Origin of the sequence: Streptomyces sp. NBC_00162, from assembly GCF_024611995.1 — a bacterium.
Classification (GTDB): Bacteria; Actinomycetota; Actinomycetes; order Streptomycetales; family Streptomycetaceae; genus Streptomyces.
In genome coordinates this window covers 5,760,298-5,781,319 of sequence record NZ_CP102509.1, presented here as the reverse complement: position 1 = coordinate 5,781,319, position 21,022 = coordinate 5,760,298, and the positions used below count along the sequence as shown (strand labels likewise).

At 69.8% G+C, this 21,022-nt stretch carries 21 protein-coding genes; 12 read left to right on the top strand and 9 right to left on the bottom strand.

Annotated features, from left to right (window positions below; genetic code table 11):
* Positions 1 to 212: 212 nt before the first annotated feature.
* Positions 213 to 1,373, bottom strand: coding sequence for a tRNA dihydrouridine synthase DusB (gene dusB, locus JIW86_RS26820; protein ID WP_257559455.1), 1,161 nt, complete (start codon positions 1,371 to 1,373; stop codon positions 213 to 215).
* 34 nt (positions 1,374 to 1,407) lie between these two features.
* Here dusB and JIW86_RS26815 point away from each other — a divergent pair, with 34 nt between their 5' ends.
* Positions 1,408 to 2,874, top strand: a complete 1,467-nt coding sequence (locus JIW86_RS26815; RefSeq protein WP_257556416.1) for an MFS transporter — start codon at positions 1,408 to 1,410, stop codon at positions 2,872 to 2,874.
* 97 nt (positions 2,875 to 2,971) lie between these two features.
* Here the strand turns inward: JIW86_RS26815 and JIW86_RS26810 are convergent, their stop codons facing one another.
* Positions 2,972 to 3,427, bottom strand: a complete 456-nt coding sequence (locus JIW86_RS26810; RefSeq protein WP_251064343.1) for a MarR family winged helix-turn-helix transcriptional regulator — start codon at positions 3,425 to 3,427, stop codon at positions 2,972 to 2,974.
* Positions 3,428 to 3,518: 91 nt separating this feature from the next.
* Here JIW86_RS26810 and JIW86_RS26805 point away from each other — a divergent pair, with 91 nt between their 5' ends.
* The 4 genes from JIW86_RS26805 to JIW86_RS26790 all read left to right on the top strand — a co-directional run bounded on the left by JIW86_RS26805 (position 3,519) and on the right by JIW86_RS26790 (position 6,476).
* Positions 3,519 to 3,863 (top strand): DoxX family protein, encoded by a 345-nt coding sequence (locus JIW86_RS26805; RefSeq protein WP_257556413.1) that lies wholly within the window; start codon positions 3,519 to 3,521, stop codon positions 3,861 to 3,863.
* A gap of 62 nt (positions 3,864 to 3,925) precedes the next feature.
* The gene (locus tag JIW86_RS26800; RefSeq protein ID WP_416237604.1) at positions 3,926 to 4,978 is read left to right on the top strand and encodes an aldo/keto reductase; all 1,053 of its coding nucleotides are present in this window, start codon (positions 3,926 to 3,928) and stop codon (positions 4,976 to 4,978) included.
* Positions 4,979 to 4,999: 21 nt separating this feature from the next.
* Complete coding sequence (locus JIW86_RS26795; RefSeq protein WP_257556412.1) at positions 5,000 to 5,593, top strand: TetR family transcriptional regulator; 594 nt, start codon at positions 5,000 to 5,002, stop codon at positions 5,591 to 5,593.
* 124 nt (positions 5,594 to 5,717) lie between these two features.
* Positions 5,718 to 6,476, top strand: coding sequence for a VC0807 family protein (locus JIW86_RS26790; RefSeq protein WP_257556410.1), 759 nt, complete (start codon positions 5,718 to 5,720; stop codon positions 6,474 to 6,476).
* 81 nt (positions 6,477 to 6,557) lie between these two features.
* On the opposite strand, the gene JIW86_RS26785 is transcribed toward JIW86_RS26790, so the two are convergent.
* Entirely contained in the window at positions 6,558 to 7,940 is a 1,383-nt protein-coding gene (locus JIW86_RS26785) for a glycine--tRNA ligase (RefSeq protein WP_257556408.1), read from the bottom strand.
* 155 nt (positions 7,941 to 8,095) lie between these two features.
* On the opposite strand from JIW86_RS26785, the gene JIW86_RS26780 reads away from it, so the two are divergent.
* The 4 genes from JIW86_RS26780 to JIW86_RS26765 are packed head-to-tail and all read left to right on the top strand — an operon-like array spanning position 8,096 to position 11,238.
* Positions 8,096 to 9,085: a metal ABC transporter substrate-binding protein gene (locus JIW86_RS26780; RefSeq protein WP_257556406.1), complete on the top strand. Its 990-nt coding sequence runs from the start codon at positions 8,096 to 8,098 to the stop codon at positions 9,083 to 9,085.
* A 30-nt stretch (positions 9,086 to 9,115) separates the two neighbouring features.
* The gene (locus tag JIW86_RS26775; RefSeq protein ID WP_215141998.1) at positions 9,116 to 9,904 is read left to right on the top strand and encodes a metal ABC transporter ATP-binding protein; all 789 of its coding nucleotides are present in this window, start codon (positions 9,116 to 9,118) and stop codon (positions 9,902 to 9,904) included.
* Positions 9,904 to 10,767, top strand: coding sequence for a metal ABC transporter permease (locus JIW86_RS26770; RefSeq protein ID WP_215141951.1), 864 nt, complete (start codon positions 9,904 to 9,906; stop codon positions 10,765 to 10,767). Before JIW86_RS26775 ends, JIW86_RS26770 begins: the two co-directional genes overlap by 1 nt.
* A gap of 42 nt (positions 10,768 to 10,809) precedes the next feature.
* Positions 10,810 to 11,238, top strand: coding sequence for a transcriptional repressor (locus JIW86_RS26765; protein WP_308296605.1), 429 nt, complete (start codon positions 10,810 to 10,812; stop codon positions 11,236 to 11,238).
* 225 nt (positions 11,239 to 11,463) lie between these two features.
* Here the strand turns inward: JIW86_RS26765 and JIW86_RS26760 are convergent, their stop codons facing one another.
* The 5 genes from JIW86_RS26760 to JIW86_RS26740 all read right to left on the bottom strand — a co-directional run bounded on the left by JIW86_RS26760 (position 11,464) and on the right by JIW86_RS26740 (position 16,484).
* Positions 11,464 to 12,024 (bottom strand): YcxB family protein, encoded by a 561-nt coding sequence (locus JIW86_RS26760; RefSeq protein WP_257556404.1) that lies wholly within the window; start codon positions 12,022 to 12,024, stop codon positions 11,464 to 11,466.
* A 37-nt stretch (positions 12,025 to 12,061) separates the two neighbouring features.
* Positions 12,062 to 12,883, bottom strand: a complete 822-nt coding sequence (locus tag JIW86_RS26755) for an isoprenyl transferase (RefSeq protein ID WP_215141945.1) — start codon at positions 12,881 to 12,883, stop codon at positions 12,062 to 12,064.
* Positions 12,884 to 12,894: 11 nt separating this feature from the next.
* A complete protein-coding gene (recO, locus tag JIW86_RS26750; protein ID WP_215141943.1) occupies positions 12,895 to 13,641 on the bottom strand; it encodes a DNA repair protein RecO in 747 nt (248 codons plus the stop codon).
* Between the two features lie 86 nt (positions 13,642 to 13,727).
* Positions 13,728 to 15,236, bottom strand: a complete 1,509-nt coding sequence (locus tag JIW86_RS26745) for a nucleobase:cation symporter-2 family protein (RefSeq protein ID WP_257556400.1) — start codon at positions 15,234 to 15,236, stop codon at positions 13,728 to 13,730.
* A 552-nt stretch (positions 15,237 to 15,788) separates the two neighbouring features.
* Complete coding sequence (locus JIW86_RS26740) at positions 15,789 to 16,484, bottom strand: TerB family tellurite resistance protein (protein WP_257556398.1); 696 nt, start codon at positions 16,482 to 16,484, stop codon at positions 15,789 to 15,791.
* Positions 16,485 to 16,693: 209 nt separating this feature from the next.
* On the opposite strand from JIW86_RS26740, the gene JIW86_RS26735 reads away from it, so the two are divergent.
* Positions 16,694 to 17,452, top strand: coding sequence for an SDR family NAD(P)-dependent oxidoreductase (locus JIW86_RS26735; protein ID WP_257556396.1), 759 nt, complete (start codon positions 16,694 to 16,696; stop codon positions 17,450 to 17,452).
* A gap of 60 nt (positions 17,453 to 17,512) precedes the next feature.
* Here JIW86_RS26735 and leuA read toward each other — a convergent pair whose 3' ends face one another.
* The gene (leuA, locus tag JIW86_RS26730; RefSeq protein WP_257556394.1) at positions 17,513 to 19,276 is read right to left on the bottom strand and encodes a 2-isopropylmalate synthase; all 1,764 of its coding nucleotides are present in this window, start codon (positions 19,274 to 19,276) and stop codon (positions 17,513 to 17,515) included.
* Positions 19,277 to 19,643: 367 nt separating this feature from the next.
* On the opposite strand from leuA, the gene JIW86_RS26725 reads away from it, so the two are divergent.
* Together JIW86_RS26725 and JIW86_RS26720 are read left to right on the top strand one after the other, a co-directional pair.
* The gene (locus JIW86_RS26725; RefSeq protein ID WP_257556392.1) at positions 19,644 to 20,723 is read left to right on the top strand and encodes a M4 family metallopeptidase; all 1,080 of its coding nucleotides are present in this window, start codon (positions 19,644 to 19,646) and stop codon (positions 20,721 to 20,723) included.
* Between the two features lie 10 nt (positions 20,724 to 20,733).
* Positions 20,734 to 21,003, top strand: a complete 270-nt coding sequence (locus JIW86_RS26720; protein WP_257556390.1) for a protealysin inhibitor emfourin — start codon at positions 20,734 to 20,736, stop codon at positions 21,001 to 21,003.
* Positions 21,004 to 21,022: the final 19 nt, after the last annotated feature.

The following is a 21,022-nucleotide window of genomic DNA, read 5'->3' as shown; positions in this document are numbered from 1 at the left end:
GAAGATCCTTCACTTCCCGAAGGGAGAGGGGGCTTTTGAGGCCTGATCACGCTCGGATGAGCGATCATCGATACATTTGCGTTCAAGTATTGAACGCACAAAGGGTGGCACCCAGTGCCACCCTTTGAAAGTCTTACCCGTGACTTTGGTGCTCATCTGAGCGAAACCCCACCCATGCGTGGCGTATATCACGCAACACGGAGGGCGATTTGTCAGCCTCCGGAGGTGTCCAGTTCGGCTTCCTCGCTGACGCCCGCGCAGTCGTACGGGTCCTTCAGCCAGCCGTCCGGCAGGACAACTCGGTTGTTTCCGGACGTCCGGCCCCGCGGGCCGTCCGCGCTCTCGGGCCACGCCTGATCCAAATCCAGCTCGCTCAGATGAGCATCCAGCTCGGTCAGCGAAGAGGTCACCGCGAGCCTCTTGCGCATCTCGGATCCGACCGAGAAGCCCTTGAGGTACCAGGCCACGTGCTTACGGAAGTCGATCACCCCGCGCGTCTCGTCGCCGATCCACTCCCCCAGCAGCTGTGCGTGGCGGTGCATGGTGCCCGCGACCTCGCGCAGCGTCGGCTTGTGGAAGTCCTCGGGACGGCCCTCGAAGGCCGCCACCAGGTCGTTGAACAGCCACGGCCGCCCCAGGCAGCCACGGCCCACGACCACGCCGTCGCAGCCGGTCTCGCGGACCATCCGCAGCGCGTCCTCCGCGCACCAGATGTCGCCGTTGCCGAGCACCGGGATCTCCGGCACGTGCTCCTTGAGCCGCGCGATGGCGTCCCAGTCGGCGGTGCCGCCGTAGTGCTGGGCCGTGGTGCGCCCGTGCAGGGCTATCGCGGTGACCCCCTCCTCGACGGCGATCCGGCCGGCGTCGAGGTAGGTGAGGTGGTCGTCGTTGATGCCCTTGCGCATCTTCATCGTCACCGGGAGGTCGCCAGCGCCGGCCACGGCCTCGCGCAGGATCGCGCGCAGCAGGTTCCGCTTGTACGGGAGGGCGGAGCCGCCGCCCTTGCGGGTCACCTTGGGGACCGGGCAGCCGAAGTTGAGGTCGATGTGGTCGGCACGGTCCTCTTCGACGATCATGCGGACCGCCTTGCCGACCGTCGCCGGGTCGACTCCGTACAGCTGGATCGAGCGAGGCTTCTCGGTCTCGTCGAAGTGGATCAGCTGCATGGTCTTCTCGTTGCGCTCGACCAGGGCGCGGGTCGTGATCATCTCGCTCACGAACAGCCCCTTGCCGCCGGAGAACTCCCGGCAGAGGGTACGGAACGGGGCATTGGTGATGCCGGCCATCGGCGCGAGCACCACCGGGGGCTGCACGGTGTGCGGGCCGATCGCGAGGGGCGGAGGGAGCGTGGTCATCCGCCCATTGTCCCGCATGCCGGGGCGGTGCGGCAGACGTACCATCGGCGGCATGATCGAGCCGAGTCAGCCGAGTCGCCGGCAGCGCGTGGTCGTCCTGGCGATCTGTTGCATGAGCCTCCTGATCGTGAGCCTCGACAACACCGTCCTCAATGTCGCGCTGCCCTCGATGCGCCGCGATCTGAACGCCTCGGTCGCGGGGATGCAGTGGACGATCGACGCCTACACGCTCGTGCTGGCCTCGCTGCTGATGCTCGCGGGCTCCACCGCGGACCGGATCGGCCGCCGCAAGGTGTTCGTCGCCGGGCTGGTCCTCTTCACCGTCGGCTCGCTGCTGTGCTCGCTCGCCCCCACCCTCGACTGGCTGATCGCCTACCGGATGGTGCAGGCGGTCGGCGGCGCGATGCTCAACCCGGTGGCCATGTCGATCATCACCAACACCTTCACCGAGCCCGCCGAGCGCGCGCGGGCCATCGGGGCGTGGGGCGCGGTCGCGGGCATCTCCATGGCCGCGGGCCCGCTGGTCGGCGGGGTACTGGTGGACTCGGTGGGCTGGCGCTCCATCTTCTGGGTGAACCTGCCGGTCGGTCTGGTCGCTCTCGCCCTGACCCTGCGACACGTGCCCGAGTCCCGCGCGGCCCGGCCGCGCCGGGTGGACCCGGTGGGCCAGCTGCTGGTCATGGCGCTGCTGGGCAGTCTGACGTACGGGATCATCGAGGCGCCGGCCGCGGGCTGGCGCTCGCCGCTGATCATGGGCTGCGCCCTGGTGGCCGTCGCCTCGCTGGTGGGGCTGCTGCGCTACGAGCCCCGGCGCGAGGAGCCGCTGATCGATTTCCGGTTCTTCCGGAGCGCGCCCTTCAGCGGGGCCACCGTGATCGCCGTGAGCGCCTTCGCCGGGATGGCCGGGTTCCTCTTCCTGAACACCCTGTACCTCCAGGAGGTGCTGGGGCTGGACGCGCTGCACGCCGGGCTCTACATGCTGCCGATGGCCGCGATGACCATGCTCGTCGCGCCGCTGTCGGGCCGTCTGGTGGGCAGCAGGGGGCCGCGGCTGCCCATGCTGATCGCCGGCGTCGCGATGGCGGCGAGCGGGCTGCTCTTCGCGGCCTTGCGGGCCGAGGCGTCCACGGCGCTGATGTTCACCGGGTACGTGCTGTTCGGGCTCGGCTTCGGCATGGTGAACGCGCCGGTCACCAATACGGCGGTCTCCGGGATGCCGCGGTCCCAGGCGGGGGTCGCGGCCGCCATCGCCTCCACCAGCCGGCAGACCGGGAGCACCCTCGGCGTCGCGGTCGTCGGTGCGGTCCTGGCGGCCGGTCTGGCCCGCGGTTCCGACTTCGCCGGGTCGGCCGCCCCGGCCTGGTGGATCATCACGGTCTGCGGGCTGCTGGTCCTGGTGGTGGGCGCGGCGTCGAGCGGCCAGTGGGCCCGCTCGACGGCGGAGCGCACGGCCCGCACCCTGGATCCGGCCGGCGCCCGCGTTCCCGCGGCCCCGCGGGCGTCGGAGCCCGGCCACTGAGCCACCCGGCCCATCGGGCTACGCGTTCACCTGGCTTCTCGTTCACCGGCTGCTCGTTCACCGGGCTGCCCGTCCAAGGGCTGCTCGGGCCACCGGGCTACTCGTCGCAGTTGACGTCGTCCCCGTGGGCGTCGATCCGTGCCAGCAGGGCGCGCAGGGTCTCCTGATCGGCGGCCGAGAGGTCCGCGAAGAGGCCCTGCTCGACCTCGTCGAGCGCCGCGTTCGTCTTGCCGAGCACGGTGGATCCGGCGGTGGTGATGGCCACGTTGTGGCGGCGCCGGTCGGCCGGGTCCCGGCGGCGTTCGGCCAGGCCGTCGCCCTCCAGGTCGTTCAGGATCCCGACGAGCACGCTCGGGTCCACCTCCAGCCGCTCGGCGAGCGCCCGCTGGCTGATGGGGCCGTCCTCCAGGTGCATCAGCGTCATCGCGTGCCGCGGGGTGAGTCCGGCCGCGCTGAGCGCCTTCTTCATCCGGGTCTGGGTGACCGATCCGTGCCAGGCCAGCAGCAGGCCCAGCCGCTGCGGAGGGTGCGATCCGTCCTGATCTGCCGTCATGGTCCACATCGTAGCAATCGAGAAATGATTGCGTCGGAGATATCGTTGATGCTATTCAATGATCCTGCATCTTCGACCATTGGAGTTCTCCATGTTCATCGCCTACGCCGTCGTCGGCGGCCTGCTCGCCCTGGTCCTCACCGCCTCCGCCACCTTCACGCTCCAGCGCAACGACCAGATCGTCGCCAGCATGCGGAAGGTCCAGGTCCCGGACTCCTGGCTGCCACGCCTGGCCACCCTCAAGGCCGCGGGCGCGATCGGGCTGGTCGCGGGCCTGTGGTTCACGCCGCTCGGCATCGCGGCCGCCATCGGGGTGACCCTCTACTTCATCGGCGCGGTCATCAGCCACCTCCGCGTCAAGGACTACGAGCTCGCACCTGCCGCCGTCCTCGCCGTGGTCGCGGCCGCCGCCCTGATCCTGCGGGTCCTGTCGTAGCCCCCTCACACTGACGAGTGACAGATATTGAAATCTGTCACTCGTCATGTCATTCTCGTTCCATGACGACGACCGAGAGCACCACCCACGAGCACCCTGTCCACGAGAACCCTGTCCACCGCCGCCTCGGCACCACCGGGCCGGCCGTCTTCCCGCTCGGCCTCGGCTGCATGGGGATGTCCGCCCTGTACGGGGAGGCCGACCGCGCGGAGTCCATCGCCACCATCCACGCTGCCCTGGACGCAGGCGTGACGCTGCTCGACACCGGCGACTTCTACGGCATGGGCCACAACGAACTGCTGATCAACGAAGCCCTGCGCACCGCGCCCGCCGCGGCCCGCGAGCAGGCGCTGACCAGCGTCAAGTTCGGCGCCCTGCGCACGGTCGAGGGCGGCTTCACCGGCTACGACGGGCGGCCCGAGGCCGTCAAGAACTTCCTGGCCTACTCGCTCCAGCGGCTCGGCCGGGACCACATCGACATCTACCGCATCGCCCGGGTGGACCCGGACGTCCCGATCGAGGAGACCGTCGGGGCCATCGCCGAGGCGGTCGAGGCCGGGCACGTGCGCCACATCGGCCTCTCCGAGGTCGGCGCGGACACCCTGCGCCGGGCCGCCGCCGTCGCCCCGATCGCCGATCTGCAGATCGAGTACTCGCTCATCTCCCGCGGCATCGAGGACGAGATCCTGCCGACCGCCCGGGAGCTCGGGATAGGGGTCACGGCGTACGGGGTGCTGTCCCGCGGCCTGATCAGCGGCCACTTCACCCGCGACCGCGCGCTGGCCCCGGGCGACTTCCGCGGGATGAGCCCGCGCTTCCAGGGGGACAACCTCGACCGCAACCTCGACCTGGTCGACGCCCTGCGCAAGGTGGCGGAGGGCAAGGGCGTGAGCGTGGCGCAGACCGCCATCGCCTGGGTGCTGTCGCGCGGCGAGGACATCGTGCCGCTGGTCGGCGCCCGGCGCCGGGACCGGCTCGCCGAGGCACTGGGTGCCATGGACATCACGCTGAGCGCCGCCGATCTGGCCGCCATCGAGGAGGCCGTGCCCGTCGGCGCCGCGGCGGGCGAGCGGTATCCGGCGGCCCAGATGGCCCACCTCGACAGCGAACACTGAGCTGGCGGTACGGTCGTACCCATGCCCCCCGCTGCTGCCGCGCCCCTGACACCCGAGCGCATCCTCGAGACCACCGAGGACGTGCTGCGCCGCTTCGGCCCCTCCAAGGCGACGGTGGTGGACGTGGCCCGCGCGCTGGGCGTCAGCCACGGCAGCGTGTACCGGCACTTCCCGTCGAAGGCGGCGCTGCGCGAGGCCGTCACGGACCGCTGGCTCGCCAAGAGCGTGGTCGCGCTGGAGGAGATCACCTCGGCTCCCGCCGAGAGCGCCCCCTCCAAGCTGGAGGCGTGGCTGGAGGCGCTCTTCGAGGCGAAGCGTCACAAGGCGGGTGACGACCCGGAGCTGTTCGCCACCTACATCGTGCTCCTGGACGAGAACAGCGGCGTGGTGGACGCGCACCTGACCGAGCTGATCGACCAGTTGGCCCGGATCATCGCCGAGGGGGTCGCGGCGGGCACCCTCGCCGCCGACGACGTGCCGGCCGCCGCCCGCGCGGTCTTCGATGCCACCGGCCGCTTCCACGATCCGCAGTACGCGGCCGACTGGCTCTCGCCCACGATCTTCACGGAGTTCGAGGCGGTCACCGCGCTGATCATCCGGGGCCTGCGCGCCTGACGCGGCACCCGTCAGGAATCAAGCAGCCGGAGTTGTCCAGTCCGGTCGGCTTGGTGATCATTTTGATGCGCCCGCCTTGTACATGTCATCGGCGTGTACTTACGGTCCCCCTACCGCACTCTTCATGCATGTTTCAGGGGGAACCTTGTCCACCCACGCAGCTCGACCCGAACCTCCCGCCCGCTCCGGCGCCGCCACGGCCCTCGGCTGGATCCTGACCATCGGCCTCAACGTGGTCGCGCCGATCATCACGTACAACACGCTGACCGAAGACCACGCCTGGAGCGAGTTCTCCGCCCTTCTCCTCAGCAGCGCCTGGCCGGTGCTCGACAGCGCCATCAGCCTGGCCTGGCGACGCAAGCTCGACGAATTCGCCGTCGTCACCCTGGTGTTCCTCGTGATCACGGCTGTTGTCTCGCTCGTCGGCGCCCACTCGGCGCGGGCCCTGCTGATCAAGGACTCCGCCGTGACGGGGCTGTTCGGACTGCTCTGCCTGGCCACCCTGGCGGCGGCGCGCCCGCTGATGTTCTACTTCGGCCGCAAGTTCGCCACCGACGGCACCCCGGAGAGCACCGCCTGGTGGAACGGCCTGTGGCAGTACGAGGGCTTCCGCACCACCATGCGCCGCATGACCCTCGTCTGGGGCGTGGCCTACGTGGTCGAGGCCCTGGTCCGGATCGCCCTGACGTACACCCTGGACACCAAGACCATGGTGACGCTCAGCCCGATCATGATCTACGCGGTGCTGGGCGCCCTGGGCGTCTGGACCGCCCTCTACGGAAAGCGGTCCCAGGCCGAGGGCGAGCGCCGCGCGGCCGAGACCGAGGCCAAGGCGGAGGCGGAGGCGACGGCGGCCGCAGCCGAAGGCCCCTCTGTGGTCTGACGTACGGCAGAAACGACCGGTGGCCCGGTGCGCGCGTGCGCACCGGGCCACCGGTCGTTTCGCCGAAGCGGAAGCTCGGGACTAGCAGCCGAGCAGGCGGCTGCCGAGGTAGCTCTGGATCTGGTCCAGGGAGACGCGCTCCTGCTTCATGGTGTCGCGCTCGCGCACGGTCACCGCGTTGTCGTCCAGGGTGTCGAAGTCGACGGTGACGCAGAACGGCGTGCCGATCTCGTCCTGACGGCGGTAGCGGCGGCCGATGGCGCCCGCGTCGTCGAACTCGATGTTCCAGTGCTTGCGCAGGTCGGCGGCGAGGCCCTTGGCCTTCGGCGAGAGCTGCGCGTTGCGGGACAGCGGCAGGACGGCGACCTTGACCGGCGCCAGGCGCGGGTCGAGGCGCATCACGGCGCGCTTCTCCATGACGCCCTTGGCGTTGGGGGCCTCGTCCTCGTTGTACGCGTCGAGCATGAAGGCGAGCATGGCGCGGTTGACACCGGCCGCCGGCTCGATGACGTACGGGGTGTACTTCTCCTTGGACTCCTGGTCGAAGTACACGAGGTCCTGGCCGGAGGCCGCGGAGTGGGCCTTGAGGTCGAAGTCGGTGCGGTTGGCCACGCCCTCGAGCTCGGAGAACTCGTTACCACCGAAGTTGAAGCGGTACTCGATGTCGGCGGTGCGCTTCGAGTAGTGGGACAGCTTCTCCTTCGGGTGGTCGTACCAGCGGATGTTCTCCTCGCGGATGCCGAGGTCGCGGTACCAGTTCCACCGCTCGGCCATCCAGTACTCCTGCCACTGCTCGTCCTCGCCCGGCTTGACGAAGAACTCCATCTCCATCTGCTCGAACTCGCGGGTGCGGAAGATGAAGTTGCCGGGCGTGATCTCGTTGCGGAAGGACTTGCCCATCTGCGCGATGCCGAACGGGGGCTTCTTGCGCGAGGTGGTCTGCACGTGGGCGAAGTTGGTGAAGATGCCCTGGGCGGTCTCGGGGCGCAGGTACGCCTTGGAGCCGCTGTCCTGGGTCGGGCCGAGGTGGGTCTCCAGCATGCCGGAGAACTGCTTGGGCTCGGTGAACTGGCCCTTCACGCCGCAGTTGGGGCAGTTGATGTCGGCGAGGCCGTTGGCGGGCGTGCGGCCGTGCTTGGCCTCGTACGCCTCTTCCAGGTGGTCCGCGCGGTGACGCTTGTGACAGGAGGTGCACTCGGTCAGCGGGTCCGAGAAGGTCGCAACGTGGCCGGAGGCCACCCAGACCTCGGGGGCCAGGATCACGGACGAGTCAAGGCCGACGATGTCCTCACGCCCGGTGACCATCGCCTTCCACCACTGGCGCTTGATGTTCTCCTTGAGCTCGACACCGAGCGGGCCGTAATCCCAGGCGGCCTTGGAGCCGCCGTAGATGTCACTGCACGGGAAAACGAAGCCACGGCGCTTGCTCAGGCTGACGATGGTGTCGATCTTGTCGGCGGCCACGGTGCTCTCTTCATTACGAGGACGAACGGCGAATGCCTCAGGTTACCGGCGCCCGCACCCCCCCTTTCAAATCGGATCCCCCTCTCCGGGCCCGCCCACACCTCTCCCACCAGGGTTTTTGACAATCGTTTCCATTTTTGATGAAAATGGATGTCATGAACGTACGACGCCTCATACCCGCCACCGCCCTCGCCGGAGCCGTCGCCCTCGGCGCCACGGCCCTCACCGCCTGCTCGGGAGCCGCCGCCGGCGCGTCCGGCGGCAAGGACGGCAAGCTCGGCGTGACGGCGTCGTTCTATCCGATGCAGTTCCTCGCCGAGCAGATCGGCAAGGACCACGTGCAGGTCGACACCCTGACCAAGCCGGGTGTCGAGCCGCACGACCTGGAGATCACCCCGAAGCAGACCGCGCAGCTCGCCGACGCCGATGTGATCCTCTACCTCAAGAGCCTCCAGCCCGCCGTCGACAAGGCCGTTGACCAGTCCGGCGTGAAGAACATCGTCGACGCCGCCACCCTCACCAAGCTCGAGGCCCACGCGGCCTCCGGCCACGACCACGGTCACGAGGGCGAGGCAGAGGCCGAGGCGGGCCACGACCACGGCCACGGCCACGAGGGCGAGGCCGGCGCGGACCCGCACGTCTGGCTGGACCCCGCCAAGTACGCGGAGATCGCCAAGGGTGTCGGCGCGGCCCTGGAGAAGGCCGACCCCGACCACGCCGCGGACTACAAGAAGAACACCGACGACCTCGTCGGCAAGCTGACCGCGCTGGACACCGAGTTCAAGGACGGCCTGACCAATACGGCCACCAAGACCTTCATCACCACCCACTCCGCCTTCGGCTACCTCGCCGAGCGCTACGGCCTGGACCAGGAGGGCATCTCCGGAGTCGACCCCGAGTCCGAGCCCAGCCCCGCCCGGATGAAGGAGCTCCAGGAGGTCGCGAAGAAGGAGAATGTCTCCACCGTGTTCTTCGAGACCCTGGCCAGCGACAAGACGGCGAAGAGCCTCGCGGGGGACACCGGCCTGAAGACCGACGTCCTCGACCCGCTCGAGGGAATCACCGACAAGTCCCAGGGCGCTGACTACTTCGAGGTCATGCGGTCCAACCTGAAGAACCTCCAGAAGGCGCTCGGAGCCAAGTAGATGACAGCAGCAGTTACGGAGGCACGAGCCATGCAGTCCATGCCCCGGCAGGCTGACCAGCCCGTCATATCCCTGCGCGGGGCCACGGCCTCGCTCGGTTCGCGCCCCGTGCTGCGCGGGATCGACCTCACCGTCCGTCGCGGTGAGGTCGTCGCGCTGCTCGGCGCCAACGGCTCCGGCAAGTCCACCGCCGTGCGCGCCGTCGTCGGCCAGGTCCCGCTCACCGAGGGCTCCCTGTCGCTCTTCGGCACCGAGTTCAAGCGCTTCCGCGACTGGTCGCGCATCGGGTACGTCCCGCAGCGCACCACGGCCGCCAGTGGCGTCCCGGCCACCGTCCGCGAGGTCGTCTCCTCCGGCCGGCTGGCCCGCACCCGCTTCGGCCTCCTGCGCAAGGCCGACAGGGCCGCCGTCGAGCGCGCCCTGGCCCTCGTGGACATGGACGGGCACGCCGACGTCTCGGTCAACGCCCTCTCCGGCGGCCAGCACCAGCGCGTGCTCATAGCCCGGGCACTCGCCGGCGAGCCGGAGCTGCTGCTGATGGACGAGCCCATGGCCGGCGTCGACCTCGCCAACCAGGAGGTCCTCGCGGCCGCCCTGCGCGAGCAGGTCGCCGTCGGCACCACCGTCCTGCTCGTCCTGCACGAGCTGGGCCCGCTGGAACCCCTGATCGACCGGGCCGTCGTCCTGCGTGACGGCTGCGTCGTCCACGACGGCCCGCCCCCGGAGGCCGTGGGCCAGCACGCCCTGCCCGGCCACGACCACGTACACCCCCACGCGGCGCACGACGCCGAGCCTCTGCGGACGGGACTGCTGAGCTGATGGACCTCCTCGACCACGCCTTCATGCAGCGGGCGCTGATCGCCGCCGCCCTGGTGGGCATCACCGCGCCCGCCATCGGCACGTACCTGGTCCAGCGCCGCCAGGCCGTGATGGGTGACGGCCTCGGCCACGTCGCCATGACCGGTGTCGCCCTCGGCTTCGTGCTCAACAGCAGCCCGGTGTGGATGGCCACCCTGATCGCCGTCATCGGCGCCGTCGGCATGGAGCTGATCCGCTCCCGCGGCAAGACCAGCGGTGACGTCGCCCTCGCCATGCTCTTCTACGGCGGCCTCGCCGGCGGCGTGATGATCATCAACGTGGGCGGCGGCTCCACGACCAACCTGCTCAGCGCCATGTTCGGCTCGATCACCACCGTCGCGTCCGAGGACGTCACCGCGATGGCGATCCTGGCGGCCTTCGTCCTCGCCGTCACCATCGGCCTGCGCCGGCAGCTCTTCGCCGTCTGCCAGGACGAGGAGTTCGCCAAGGTCACGGGGCTGCCGGTGCGCGCCCTGAACCTGCTGATCGCCGTCACCGCCGCCGTCACCGTGACCGTCGCGATGCGCATCGTCGGCCTGCTGCTGGTCAGCGCCATGATGGTGATCCCGGTCGCCGCCGCCCAGCGGCTCACGCGCGGGTTCGCCGCCACGCTGGGCCTGGCCATCGCGATCAGCCTGGCCGTCTCCCTGACGGGCACGGCCACCACGTATTACGTCAACGCACCCTCGGGTGCCATGATCGTCCTGCTCGCGATCGCCGTCTTCATGGCACTGACCGCGCTGTCCGCTCCGCTGGCCCGGCGCCGGGCCAGAGCCGCCGTGGCGGCGGAAGAGGTCTGCACTCGGGACGATGTGAAGGTCTAGCGGACTGGCACAATGGCCGCAGGCCGATACGAGGAGGAACCGGTGGCGACTGCGCCTGGCGAGACGAATGCCGCGCCAGTACGAGGACGATCCACCCGGCAGCGGGCCGCCGTGGCGGCGGCGCTGGACCAGGTGGACGAGTTCCGCAGTGCCCAGGAACTCCACGACATGCTCAAGCACCGTGGCGATTCCGTGGGCCTGACCACCGTCTACCGCACGCTCCAGTCGCTCGCGGACGCCGGCGAGGTCGACGTACTGCGCACCAGCGACGGCGAGTCCGTCTACCGGCGCTGCTCCACCGGCGACCACCACCACCACCTGGTCTGCCGCAAGTGCGGCAAGGCGGTGGAGGTGGAGGGCCCGGCCGTGGAGAAGTGGGCCGAGTCCATCGCCGCCGAGCACGGCTACGTGAACGTGGCCCACACGGTGGAGATCTTCGGCACCTGCGCGGACTGCGCGGCCGCGGGCTGACCGGTACGGGCGCCCGCGCCCCGGGCCCGTCCGGCGGCGCCGGAGCCGGCCACGGCCGCGCCTAAGGGCTGTCCCGTAATCCCCGGCGGGCGCACGACGCCAGCTACGGCACCTCGCTGCGTTGCCGGAACGCCCGAATACGCCCAGTATGGGGGCGCCCCTCCGCCTTGCGATGCACCGCATCTGACGCCGTGCGCTGACCCACCGGGGATTACGGGACAGCCCTTAGATCCGACGCAGGTTCGCGTCCAGGAGCGCCCGCAGACGGTCGACGTCGGCCGGTTCCCGGACGCCCCGCTTGGGCAGGACCGTCATGGCCACCGCCCCCTTGTCGTCACTGAGCATGACGAACGCCTCGGCCGTCTCCGCGTACCTCGGCTGCGCCTCCCAGCCGATGCGCGTCTGGGACGCGGCTGTGCTCACCTGGACCCCGGCCCCGTCGACGACGGTACGGGCCTCCCCCGCCTTGTCCAGCAGCCCGCCGAAGGCTCGCGCCTGGAGCCGCGGGCCGAACAGCACGAAGGCCCACAGCACCGCCCCGCCGACGAGGAAGCCCGCCGGTCTCCCCGGCGCGATCTCCCCGTCCACCAGCGCCAGCAGGCCGAGCCCCAGCAGCAGCGTCCCGGCGAAGATCAATACCCCGCGCCGACGGCGTCCCTGAGCCGTGCGCGCGTCCCGGACTCGCAATGCGTGCGCGAGGTCCGCCTTGGTCGTCCGGTAGACGAGCTCGACGGCCTGCCCGTCCTGCCGTGCCGTCTCCTCATTCGTGCCCGCGTTCATGTCCATGACAGCGGAGCCTATCGCCGGGGCGCGCGGCCGCCCGTCAGCCGGTGGGGCCCTCCGCCTGGTTCGGGACCGCGCCGCCGAAGCGGCGGTCGCGCTGGGCGTACTCCAGGCAGGCCTGCCAGAGGTTGCGCCGGTCGAAGTCCGGCCACAGCACGTCCTGGAAGACCATCTCGGCGTACGCGCTCTGCCAGAGCAGGTAGTTGGAGGTGCGCTGCTCGCCGCTCGGCCGCAGGAACAGGTCCACGTCCGGCATGTCCGGGTAGTACATGTACTTCGCGAAGGTCTTCTCGTTGACCTTCGACGGGTCCAGCTTGCCGGCCGCCACATCGCGGGCGATGGCCTGGGCCGCGTCCGCGATCTCCGCGCGGCCGCCGTAGTTCACGCAGAAGTACAGCGTCATCGCGTCGTTGTCGACGGTCTGCTCCTGGGCCACCTGGAGCTCCTGGACGACCGACTTCCACATCTTCGGCATGCGGCCGACCCAGCGGATCCGGATGCCCAGCTCGTTCATCTCGTCGCGGCGGCGCCGGATGACATCGCGGTTGAAGTTCATCAGGAAGCGGACCTCGTCGGGCGAGCGCTTCCAGTTCTCCGTCGAGAAGGCGTACAGGGAGAGGTTCTTGACGCCCATCTCCAGGCAGCCCTTGAGCACGTCGAGCACGACGCCCTCGCCGACCTTGTGACCCTCGGTACGCGGCAGGCCGCGCTCCTTGGCCCAGCGGCCGTTGCCGTCCATGACGACCGCGACGTGGTTCGGGACGAGGTCGCCGGGGATCTTCGGCGGGCGCTCACCGGACGGGTGCGGCTCGGGAACCTTGTACTCGCGGCGAGAGCGTCCCAGAATCCCGCGTCGTGCCATGTGCCCAGCTCCTATTTCTCGACGTATCGCAGGGAGCGTAGCCCGCGCTCCAGATGCCAGTGCAAATAGGCGGAGACCAGCCCGCTGCCCTCCCGCACGTGACGCGCCTCGCACGCGTCGGCATGGTTCCAGTCGCCCGTCAGCAGCGCGCTGAGCAGGGCGATGGCCTCCGACGAGGGTACGACGCTGCCGGGCACCCGGCAGTCCCCGCATATCACCCCGCCCGCGGCGACGGAGAAGTGCCGGTTGGGGCCGTGGATCCCGCACTTCGCACAGTCCTCGAAACTGGGCGCGTAGCCGTTGACGGCGAGGGAGCGCAGCAGGAACGCGTCGAGGATGAGGTGGGGTTCGTGCTCGCCGCGCGAGAGCGTGCGCAGGGCGCCGACGAGCAGCAGGTACTGCTGTACGGCGGGCTCGCCCTCGTTCTCGGTGAAGCGCTCGGCGGTCTCCAGCATGGCGGTGCCGGCGGTGTAGCGGGCGTAGTCGGTGACGATGCCGTTGCCGTACGGGGCGATGATCTCGGTCTGGGTGCAGAGCGGCAGGCTGCGCCCGATCAGCTCGCTGCCGCGGGCGAAGAACTGCACGTCGGCGTGGGAGAAAGGTTCCAGCCGGGCACCGAACTTGGACTTCGTACGCCGGACCCCGCGGGCGACGGCCCGCACCCGGCCGTGGCCGCGGGTCAGCAGCGTGATGATGCGGTCCGCCTCACCCAGCTTCTGGGTGCGCAGCACGATGCCGTCGTCGCGGAACAGACTCATGCGCCCATTGTCACCCGCACCACGGACAGCGATGGCCCCCCGCCCGGACCAGAGTCCGGACGAGGGGCCAGCACCCCTTGGGAGGATCAGGAGGCGGGCGTCTGCGCCTCGTCCGTCTCGACCGCCTTCTCGGCCTCGACCGGCTCCTCGGCCTTGTCCGCCTTCTCGGCCTTCTCGGCGTCCGCCGGGGCTGCCGTCGGCTGGGCGGGCAGCTCGACCGCGGCGACGGCCGGTGCGTCGTCCTTGGTCAGACCGTTGAAGATCAGGTTGAGGACGATGGCGGTCGTGGCACCGAGGGTGACACCACTGTTGAGGAGCGAGGACAGGTCCGCGTCCATGTGCTTGGTGAAGAAGACCGGGACGGTCGCGGGGAGCAGGGCGAAGGCGAGGGAGACGCCCACGATCAGCGCGTTCTTCTCCTCCTTCAGGTCCACCTTGGCCAGGGTCTGGATACCGGCGAGGGCGACCATGGCGAACATGACGGTCGCGGCGCCGCCGAGGACTCCGTGCGGGACGGCGGCGACGATCGCGGCGGCCTTGGGCAGCAGCCCCAGGATGATCATGAACACACCGGCGGCCACGACCACGAACCGGCTCTTGACCTTGGTCATCCGCACCAGGCCGACGTTCTCGGCGAAGGCGACGTACGGGAAGGAGTTGAGGACACCGCCGAGGGCGGTCGCGGCGCCGTCGGCGCGCAGGGCGCGGGCCACGGTCTCGCTGTCGACGTCCTTGCCGACGATGTCGCCGACCGCGTACGTGTCACCGGTCGTCTCGACCATGGTGATCAGCATGACGATCAGCATCAGGACGATCGGGAACCACTCGAACTTCGGGACGCCGAAGTGGAAGGGCGTGGTGACGCCGACCCAGTCGGACTTGCTCACGTCGCCGAACTTCGCGTCCCCGAGGAGGAAGGCGACCACGGTGCCGGCCACCAGGCCGAGCAGGATGGAGATGCTGGAGAGGAACTGCTTGCCGATCTTCATCAGGACGAGGATGAAGAGCATCGTGCCGCCGGCGTACGCGAAGTTCTTCGGGTCGCCGAAGTCGGGGCTGCCGAGGCCGCCCGCCGCGTCGTTGAGGCCGACCGGGATCAGGACGATGCCCAGAACCGTGATCACGGTGCCGGTGACGACGGGCGGGAAGAGCCGCATGACCGTCCGGAACGCCTTCCCCGGCAGCCATGCGAAGGCGAAGGTCGCGATGCCGGCGGTGATGACCGCGCCGTAGATGACCAGCAGCGCGGCGGTTCCGCCGCCCGCGCCGAGGCCGATGGCGATCATCGGGGAGACGGCAGTGAAGGTCACGCCCTGGATCAGCGGCAGTCGCGCACCGATCCGGCCGATGCCCCAGGCCTGGATGATCGAGGCGATACCGCAGGTGAAGAGGTCCGCGTTGATCAGGTAGACCAGCTGTTCAGGGCTCAGCTTCAGCGCGTTGCCGACGATGATCGGAACGATCACCGCGCCGGCGTAGAACGCGAGTACGTGCTGGAAGCCGTACAGCGCGAGCTTGGGGAGGGGGAGCACCTCGTCGACCGGGTGCGTGCTCTGCTCTCCGTTTTCGGAAAGCCGGGCGGCGACACGTGCCATCTCTGCCTTGCCCTTCAAGAGGTGAGGTAAGTGAGAGGAGATCTGGTTGTCCCTGGTCGAAGTGGGTCGCTAACCCGTTGGTCCGCCAGGGTTGTCAGTACGTTCACGTGAATCGAAGCCCCGCTGTGTTAACGGCGGCGTCTCGTCGTGTGACCGGAATTGAACGCCTGTGAAGGGCCTCACAGATATCGTCGACTTCCACAAACTGTTGACGTCCACGGCGGCCAGATCTGTAGGTTTCTCCAGTGGTGGAGCTCAGCACACAGGAGTAAACGGGGTGCCGTCCGGAGGCAGGCGTTCCTACGGCACGACCACGGCTCGACCGCACCGCACCTACGGGTTGACCTGCGTATACAGCCCTCGCCTGGATGCGGGCAGGCGCACGCGAAGGGGCCCGCTCCGGTGGTCCAAGGGGTGGACGGTCCGGGCACGGAGCGATCGGCTCCGCGGTTCACCGGACGCGCGAAAATCTTGAAATCGGCCCCACGTGGCCGGATCGTTACGTCTGGGGAGCCCGTTTCGGGCCGTTTCGGGGGTGGCGGAAGAGCCCGGCTACGGCGCGCGCACCGCCGACAGGAGCCGGGCCACGTCGTCCGCGTCGATGCGCAGCGCCGCCCCGACCGTGGAGAGCACCTCGCGCTCGGCCGGGATGTACGGGCCGTCCGCGAGCGCGATCCGCGCGCCCTGGAGCAGGATCGACTCACGGCCGGGGCCCGCCAGGTGCGGGGCCAGCGGCTCAAGCGCCTCGTGGAGTTCGATCGACAGCGCGGCCCCGCAGCACTCCGGGACGTCGTACAGCCCGAGCCGCCCCTCGTCGGTGGACAGCGCGTCCACGAGGGACTCCAGCTGCTCCTCCGTGCACTCCTGGAAGCCCGCGGCCCGTACGGCGCTCACGGCGGCCTCCAGCGCGCTGCGCGAGCCCGTCCCGCCCGCCGCGAGCACGGCCAGCGCCACGGTGTGCACGGCGTCGCGCAGCATGGCCGTGAAGCGGGTGGTGGTGAGGTGGTCCAGGACCTCGGTGTCGAAGCGCTCCCGGCAGCCCTGGCACTCGACGACGGGCCCGGCGCTGCCGCGCGGCAGCAGCGGCACACCGAGGACGGTGAAGCGGCGGCGCCCGGTCCGCCTGCGGTAGTTGCGGTCCCCACCGCAGGCGGGGCAGAAGAACTCCCCGTCGCCCACGGTGCTCCAGGTGGTGCGGATGCCCCAGACCATCAGCTTCCGGCCGTCCCCACCCCGAACTGGCAGCACGTCGCACCTCCGTCACTCCCCCGTAGTCCTGCGGACACGGGCGGGGCCCCCGCCCGGCAACATCGCCGGACGGTTTCGCGTGATGTTAGCCACATCGGTGAGGATGCGTCAGTCGTGCGACAAGACAACATGCCGCGCGACGCGGACTTGGCCGATCTGCGCCCCCGCCGTCCCCGCGCCACCTCGCCCTTTTCCCTACCCTCGGCCACATGAACGAGAAGTCCTGTCTGGTGACCGGCGCCGCGAGCGGCATCGGCCGTGCCACCGCCCTGCTGCTGGCCCGCTCCGGGGGCCGGGTGACCGCGACCGATGTCAACGCCCCCGGCCTGGAGGCCCTTCGTACGCAATTGGCCGAAGAGGGTCACGAGATCACCGTCGTGGCCGGTGACGTCTCCGATCCGGGGGCCAACCGCACGATGGTGGCCGCCGCGGTCGGCGCGTACGGGCGGCTCGACGTCGCCGTGGCGAACGCCGGGGTGCTCCCCCTTTCGGACGTACGGGAGACCAGCCCCGAGGACTGGGACCACGTGATGGCCATCGACGGCCGGGGGATGTTCCTGACCTGCAAGTACTCCATCGAGGCGATGACCGCGCAGCCGCGGCCCGGCGGTGCGCTGGTCTGCGTCTCGTCGATCTCGGGGGTGGCCGGGCAGGCCCGGCAGGCGGCGTACGGGCCCGCGAAGTTCGTGGCGTCGGGTCTGACCAAGCACCTCGCCGTGGAGTGGGCCGCGCACGGGATCCGCGTCAACGCGGTGGCCCCGGGCACCATCCGTACGGAGCGGGTCGTCGCGCTCGAGGACGAGCCGGGCGGGCCGGAGTACCTGGAGGAGATCACCGAGGCCCACCCGATGGGCCGGATCGGCGAGCCGGAGGAGGTGGCCCGGGTCATCGCGTTCCTGGCCTCCGACGCGGCCTCGTTCGTGACGGGCGTGATCCTGCCGGTGGACGGCGGCTACCTCGCGCGCTGAATCCGGGAACGACGGAACCCCGCCCCTCCGGAGGGAGGGACGGGGTTCACGTACGAGGGGTCAGCGGCCCGCGCGGTTGACGGCGGAGATGACCGCCTTCAGGGAGGCGCGGGTGGTGTTGGCGTCGATGCCGATGCCCCACAGGACCCGGCCGTCGATCGCGCACTCGATGTACGAGGCGGCGACGGCGGAGGCGCCCTCGCTCATCGTGTGCTCGGTGTAGTCCAGCAGGCGGGCGTCGACGCCGATGCCGGCCAGCGCGTCGAAGAAGGCCGAGATCGGGCCGTTGCCGGTGCCGTCCAGGACCGTCTCCACGCCGTCCACGACCGCCTCGACGGTCAGCGTGTCCGTGCCGTCCTTGTCGGTCGCGGTCGAGCCCGAGCGCAGCTGGATCCGGCCCCACGGGTTCTCGGGGTTCGGCAGGTACTCGTCGGAGAAGACGTCCCAGATCGCCTTCGGCGTGACCTCGCCGCCCTCGGCGTCGGTCTTGGCCTGGATGATCCGGGAGAACTCGATCTGCATGCGGCGCGGCAGGTCCAGCTTGTGGTCGTTCTTCAGGACGTACGCGATGCCGCCCTTGCCGGACTGCGAGTTGACCCGGATGACCGCCTCGTAGGAGCGGCCGACGTCCTTGGGGTCGATGGGCAGGTACGGGACCGCCCACTCGATGTCGTCGACGGTCTTGCCGGCGGCGGCCGCGTCGGCCTCCATCGCGTCGAAGCCCTTCTTGATGGCGTCCTGGTGGGAGCCGGAGAAGGCGGTGTAGACCAGGTCGCCCGCGTAGGGGTGGCGCGGGTGGACCTCCATCTGGTTGCAGTACTCGCTGGTGCGGCGGATCTCGTCGATCTGCGAGAAGTCGATCTGCGGGTCGATGCCCTGGGAGAACAGGTTCATGCCCAGGGTGATCAGGTCGACGTTGCCGGTCCGCTCGCCCTGGCCGAACAGGCAGCCCTCGATGCGGTCGGCGCCGGCCATCAGGGCCAGCTCGGCGGCGGCGACGGCGGTGCCGCGGTCGTTGTGCGGGTGCACGGAGATGCAGACGTGCTCGCGGCGGGTCAGGTTGCGGGCCATCCACTCGAAGCGGTCCGCGTGGGTGGACGGCGTCGAGCGCTCCACGGTGGCGGGCAGGTTCAGGATGATCTCGCGGCCCTCGGCGGGCTGCCAGACGTCGCAGACGGCCTCGCAGACCTCCAGGGCGAAGTCCAGCTCGGTGTCGGTGAAGATCTCCGGGCTGTACTGGTAGCCGAAGACGGTCTCGGGGCCCAGCAGCTTGCCGGCGTACTCCATGACCAGGCGGGTGCCGTCGACGGCGATCTGCTTGATCTGCTCCTTGGAGCCGCGGAAGACGACCCGGCGGAAGGTCGGGGCGGTCGCGTTGTACAGGTGCACGGTGGCGCGCTTGGCGCCGACCAGGGACTCCACGGTCCGCTCGATCAGGTCCTCGCGGGCCTGGGTCAGTACGGAGATGGTGACGTCGTCCGGGATCGCGCCCTCTTCGATGATGGAGCGCACGAAGTTGAAGTCGGTCTCGCCGGAGGACGGGAAGCCGACCTCGATCTCCTTGTAGCCCATGCGCACCAGCAGGTCGAACATCTCGCGCTTGCGGGCGGGGGTCATCGGGTCGATCAGCGACTGGTTGCCGTCACGCAGGTCGGTGGACAGCCAGCGGGGAGCCTTGGTGACGCGGGCGTCCGGCCAGGTGCGGTCCGGGATCTCCACCTGCTCGTACCGGCCGTACTTGTGGATCGGCATCCCGGAGGTCTTCTGGGTGTGGGTCGCGTTGGTGATGGGCGTGGGGCGACCGACAAAAGGCTGCTGGCTCATGGCGTTGGGCTCCTCGCGTGTCCGCGTGTAGTTCGCTGGAACGGCCGACGGCGGTCGTAAAAACCGCAACACCAAACTCCGCGGGGAGGGGGCCGGCCTACGACTACAGACCCTCGCCGCGGCAGCTAAGGAGAAGCAGCCCGAAACTCATGATGGGCCGAGCCTAGCCGAGCCGCGCTGTACGCGGGGGACCTGTTTCAGTATGCAAGACCCGGTGGTCCGTTTTGTACCAAATGTGAGCTAGGCCTCTTTCGCTCCCATCCAGGTCAGGTCGATCCGTCAACCTGCCGTTACGGCTTTCGGACAACCGAATGAATCATGGTCGCAGGTAGTGACACCGTCATGACGCACTGCCACATTGCCGGGCATGAATGCCTCCCACACTCACCACCGCCACTCCGTCTTCTGCACCGTCGTGCCGCCCCACCTGCTCGACAAGGCCGCCCTGTCCGCGGACGCGCGGCGGGCCGATCTCGCGTTGCGCACCCTGGAGCGCGACGCCCTGCTGCGGACCCGGCGCCGGGTCACCACCGCCCGCGGCATCGTGCCCGCGCTCGTCGAGGTGCCCGGCCAGGACGGGCCGAGCCGGACGATCTACGACGCCCAGCACCGCACCCGGCTGCCCGGGAAGAAGGTCCGCGGGGAGGGCGACCCGGTGGGCAAGGACGCCACCGTCAACCGCGCGTACGCCGGGCTCGGGGCGACGTACGAACTCTTCCTCCAGGGCTTCGGACGGCGCTCGATCGACGGTTCCGGGCTGCCGCTGGACGCGACCGTCCACTACAGCGAGGACTACAACAACGCCTTCTGGGACGGCCAGCAGATGGTCTTCGGCGACGGGGACGGGGACCTCTTCCTCGACTTCACGGTGTCGGTGGACGTCATCGGGCACGAGCTGACCCACGGGGTGACGCAGTACACCGCGAATCTGACGTACCACGGGCAGTCGGGCGCCCTGAACGAGTCGATGTCCGACGTCTTCGGCTCGCTGATCAAGCAGCACTCGCTGGAGCAGACGGCCGACGAGGCCGACTGGCTGATCGGGGCCGGGCTGCTGGGGCCCAACGTGACCGGGGTCGCGCTGCGGTCGATGAAGGCGCCGGGGACGGCGTACGACGACGACGAGCTCGGCAAGGACCCGCAGCCGGCGACCATGGACGACTACGTGGAGACCTCGCGCGACAACGGCGGGGTGCACATCAACTCCGGCATCCCCAACCACGCCTTCTACGTCGTGGCGACCGAACTGGGCGGCAAGGCCTGGGAGCGGGCCGGGCAGATCTGGTACGACACCCTCACCGGCGGGCAGCTGGCCTCGGACGCGGACTTCGCGGACTTCGCCCGGCTGTCGACGGCCGCGGCCGTGACCCGGTTCGGGGAGGGGGGCGCGGAACACCAGGCGCTCCAGAAGGCGTGGTCGGCGGTGGGTGTCCCGCTGGCGGGGTAGAAGGGCACCCATGCGGATTCAGGTGGTACGGACGGGCGGTTTCACGGGCATCGAGCGCCGCGTCGAGGTGGACACCTCGGGCCTGGCCGACGAGGCCGAGTGGCAGGCCCTGGCGCAGCTGGCGCTGCGGCCCGGTCCGCCCGGTCACACCGGCGGACCGGTACGGGACGGGTTCTCGTACCGGATCACGGTGGACGGGCGGACCGTGTCCTGCCAGGAGCCGAACCTGTCGGACGCACAGCGGGCGCTGATCTCACGGGTCTTGAAAGAAGGTGCCTGAGCAGCGCCTCTTTGCTTGG

What these genes read in the sequence shown, in the direction of transcription:
- dusB (WP_257559455.1), bottom strand. Translation starts at nt 1,373, where the DNA reads ATGCGGGACAATGGGCGGATGACCACGCTCCCTCCGCCCCTCGCGATC.
- JIW86_RS26815 (WP_257556416.1), top strand. Translation starts at nt 1,408, where the DNA reads ATGATCGAGCCGAGTCAGCCGAGTCGCCGGCAGCGCGTGGTCGTCCTG.
- JIW86_RS26810 (WP_251064343.1), bottom strand. Translation starts at nt 3,427, where the DNA reads ATGACGGCAGATCAGGACGGATCGCACCCTCCGCAGCGGCTGGGCCTG.
- JIW86_RS26805 (WP_257556413.1), top strand. Translation starts at nt 3,519, where the DNA reads ATGTTCATCGCCTACGCCGTCGTCGGCGGCCTGCTCGCCCTGGTCCTC.
- JIW86_RS26800 (WP_416237604.1), top strand. Translation starts at nt 3,926, where the DNA reads ATGACGACGACCGAGAGCACCACCCACGAGCACCCTGTCCACGAGAAC.
- JIW86_RS26795 (WP_257556412.1), top strand. Translation starts at nt 5,000, where the DNA reads ATGCCCCCCGCTGCTGCCGCGCCCCTGACACCCGAGCGCATCCTCGAG.
- JIW86_RS26790 (WP_257556410.1), top strand. Translation starts at nt 5,718, where the DNA reads ATGCATGTTTCAGGGGGAACCTTGTCCACCCACGCAGCTCGACCCGAA.
- JIW86_RS26780 (WP_257556406.1), top strand. Translation starts at nt 8,096, where the DNA reads ATGAACGTACGACGCCTCATACCCGCCACCGCCCTCGCCGGAGCCGTC.
- JIW86_RS26775 (WP_215141998.1), top strand. Translation starts at nt 9,116, where the DNA reads ATGCAGTCCATGCCCCGGCAGGCTGACCAGCCCGTCATATCCCTGCGC.
- JIW86_RS26770 (WP_215141951.1), top strand. Translation starts at nt 9,904, where the DNA reads ATGGACCTCCTCGACCACGCCTTCATGCAGCGGGCGCTGATCGCCGCC.
- JIW86_RS26760 (WP_257556404.1), bottom strand. Translation starts at nt 12,024, where the DNA reads ATGGACATGAACGCGGGCACGAATGAGGAGACGGCACGGCAGGACGGG.
- JIW86_RS26755 (WP_215141945.1), bottom strand. Translation starts at nt 12,883, where the DNA reads ATGGCACGACGCGGGATTCTGGGACGCTCTCGCCGCGAGTACAAGGTT.
- recO (WP_215141943.1), bottom strand. Translation starts at nt 13,641, where the DNA reads ATGAGTCTGTTCCGCGACGACGGCATCGTGCTGCGCACCCAGAAGCTG.
- JIW86_RS26745 (WP_257556400.1), bottom strand. Translation starts at nt 15,236, where the DNA reads ATGGCACGTGTCGCCGCCCGGCTTTCCGAAAACGGAGAGCAGAGCACG.
- JIW86_RS26735 (WP_257556396.1), top strand. Translation starts at nt 16,694, where the DNA reads ATGAACGAGAAGTCCTGTCTGGTGACCGGCGCCGCGAGCGGCATCGGC.
- leuA (WP_257556394.1), bottom strand. Translation starts at nt 19,276, where the DNA reads ATGAGCCAGCAGCCTTTTGTCGGTCGCCCCACGCCCATCACCAACGCG.
- JIW86_RS26725 (WP_257556392.1), top strand. Translation starts at nt 19,644, where the DNA reads ATGAATGCCTCCCACACTCACCACCGCCACTCCGTCTTCTGCACCGTC.
- JIW86_RS26720 (WP_257556390.1), top strand. Translation starts at nt 20,734, where the DNA reads ATGCGGATTCAGGTGGTACGGACGGGCGGTTTCACGGGCATCGAGCGC.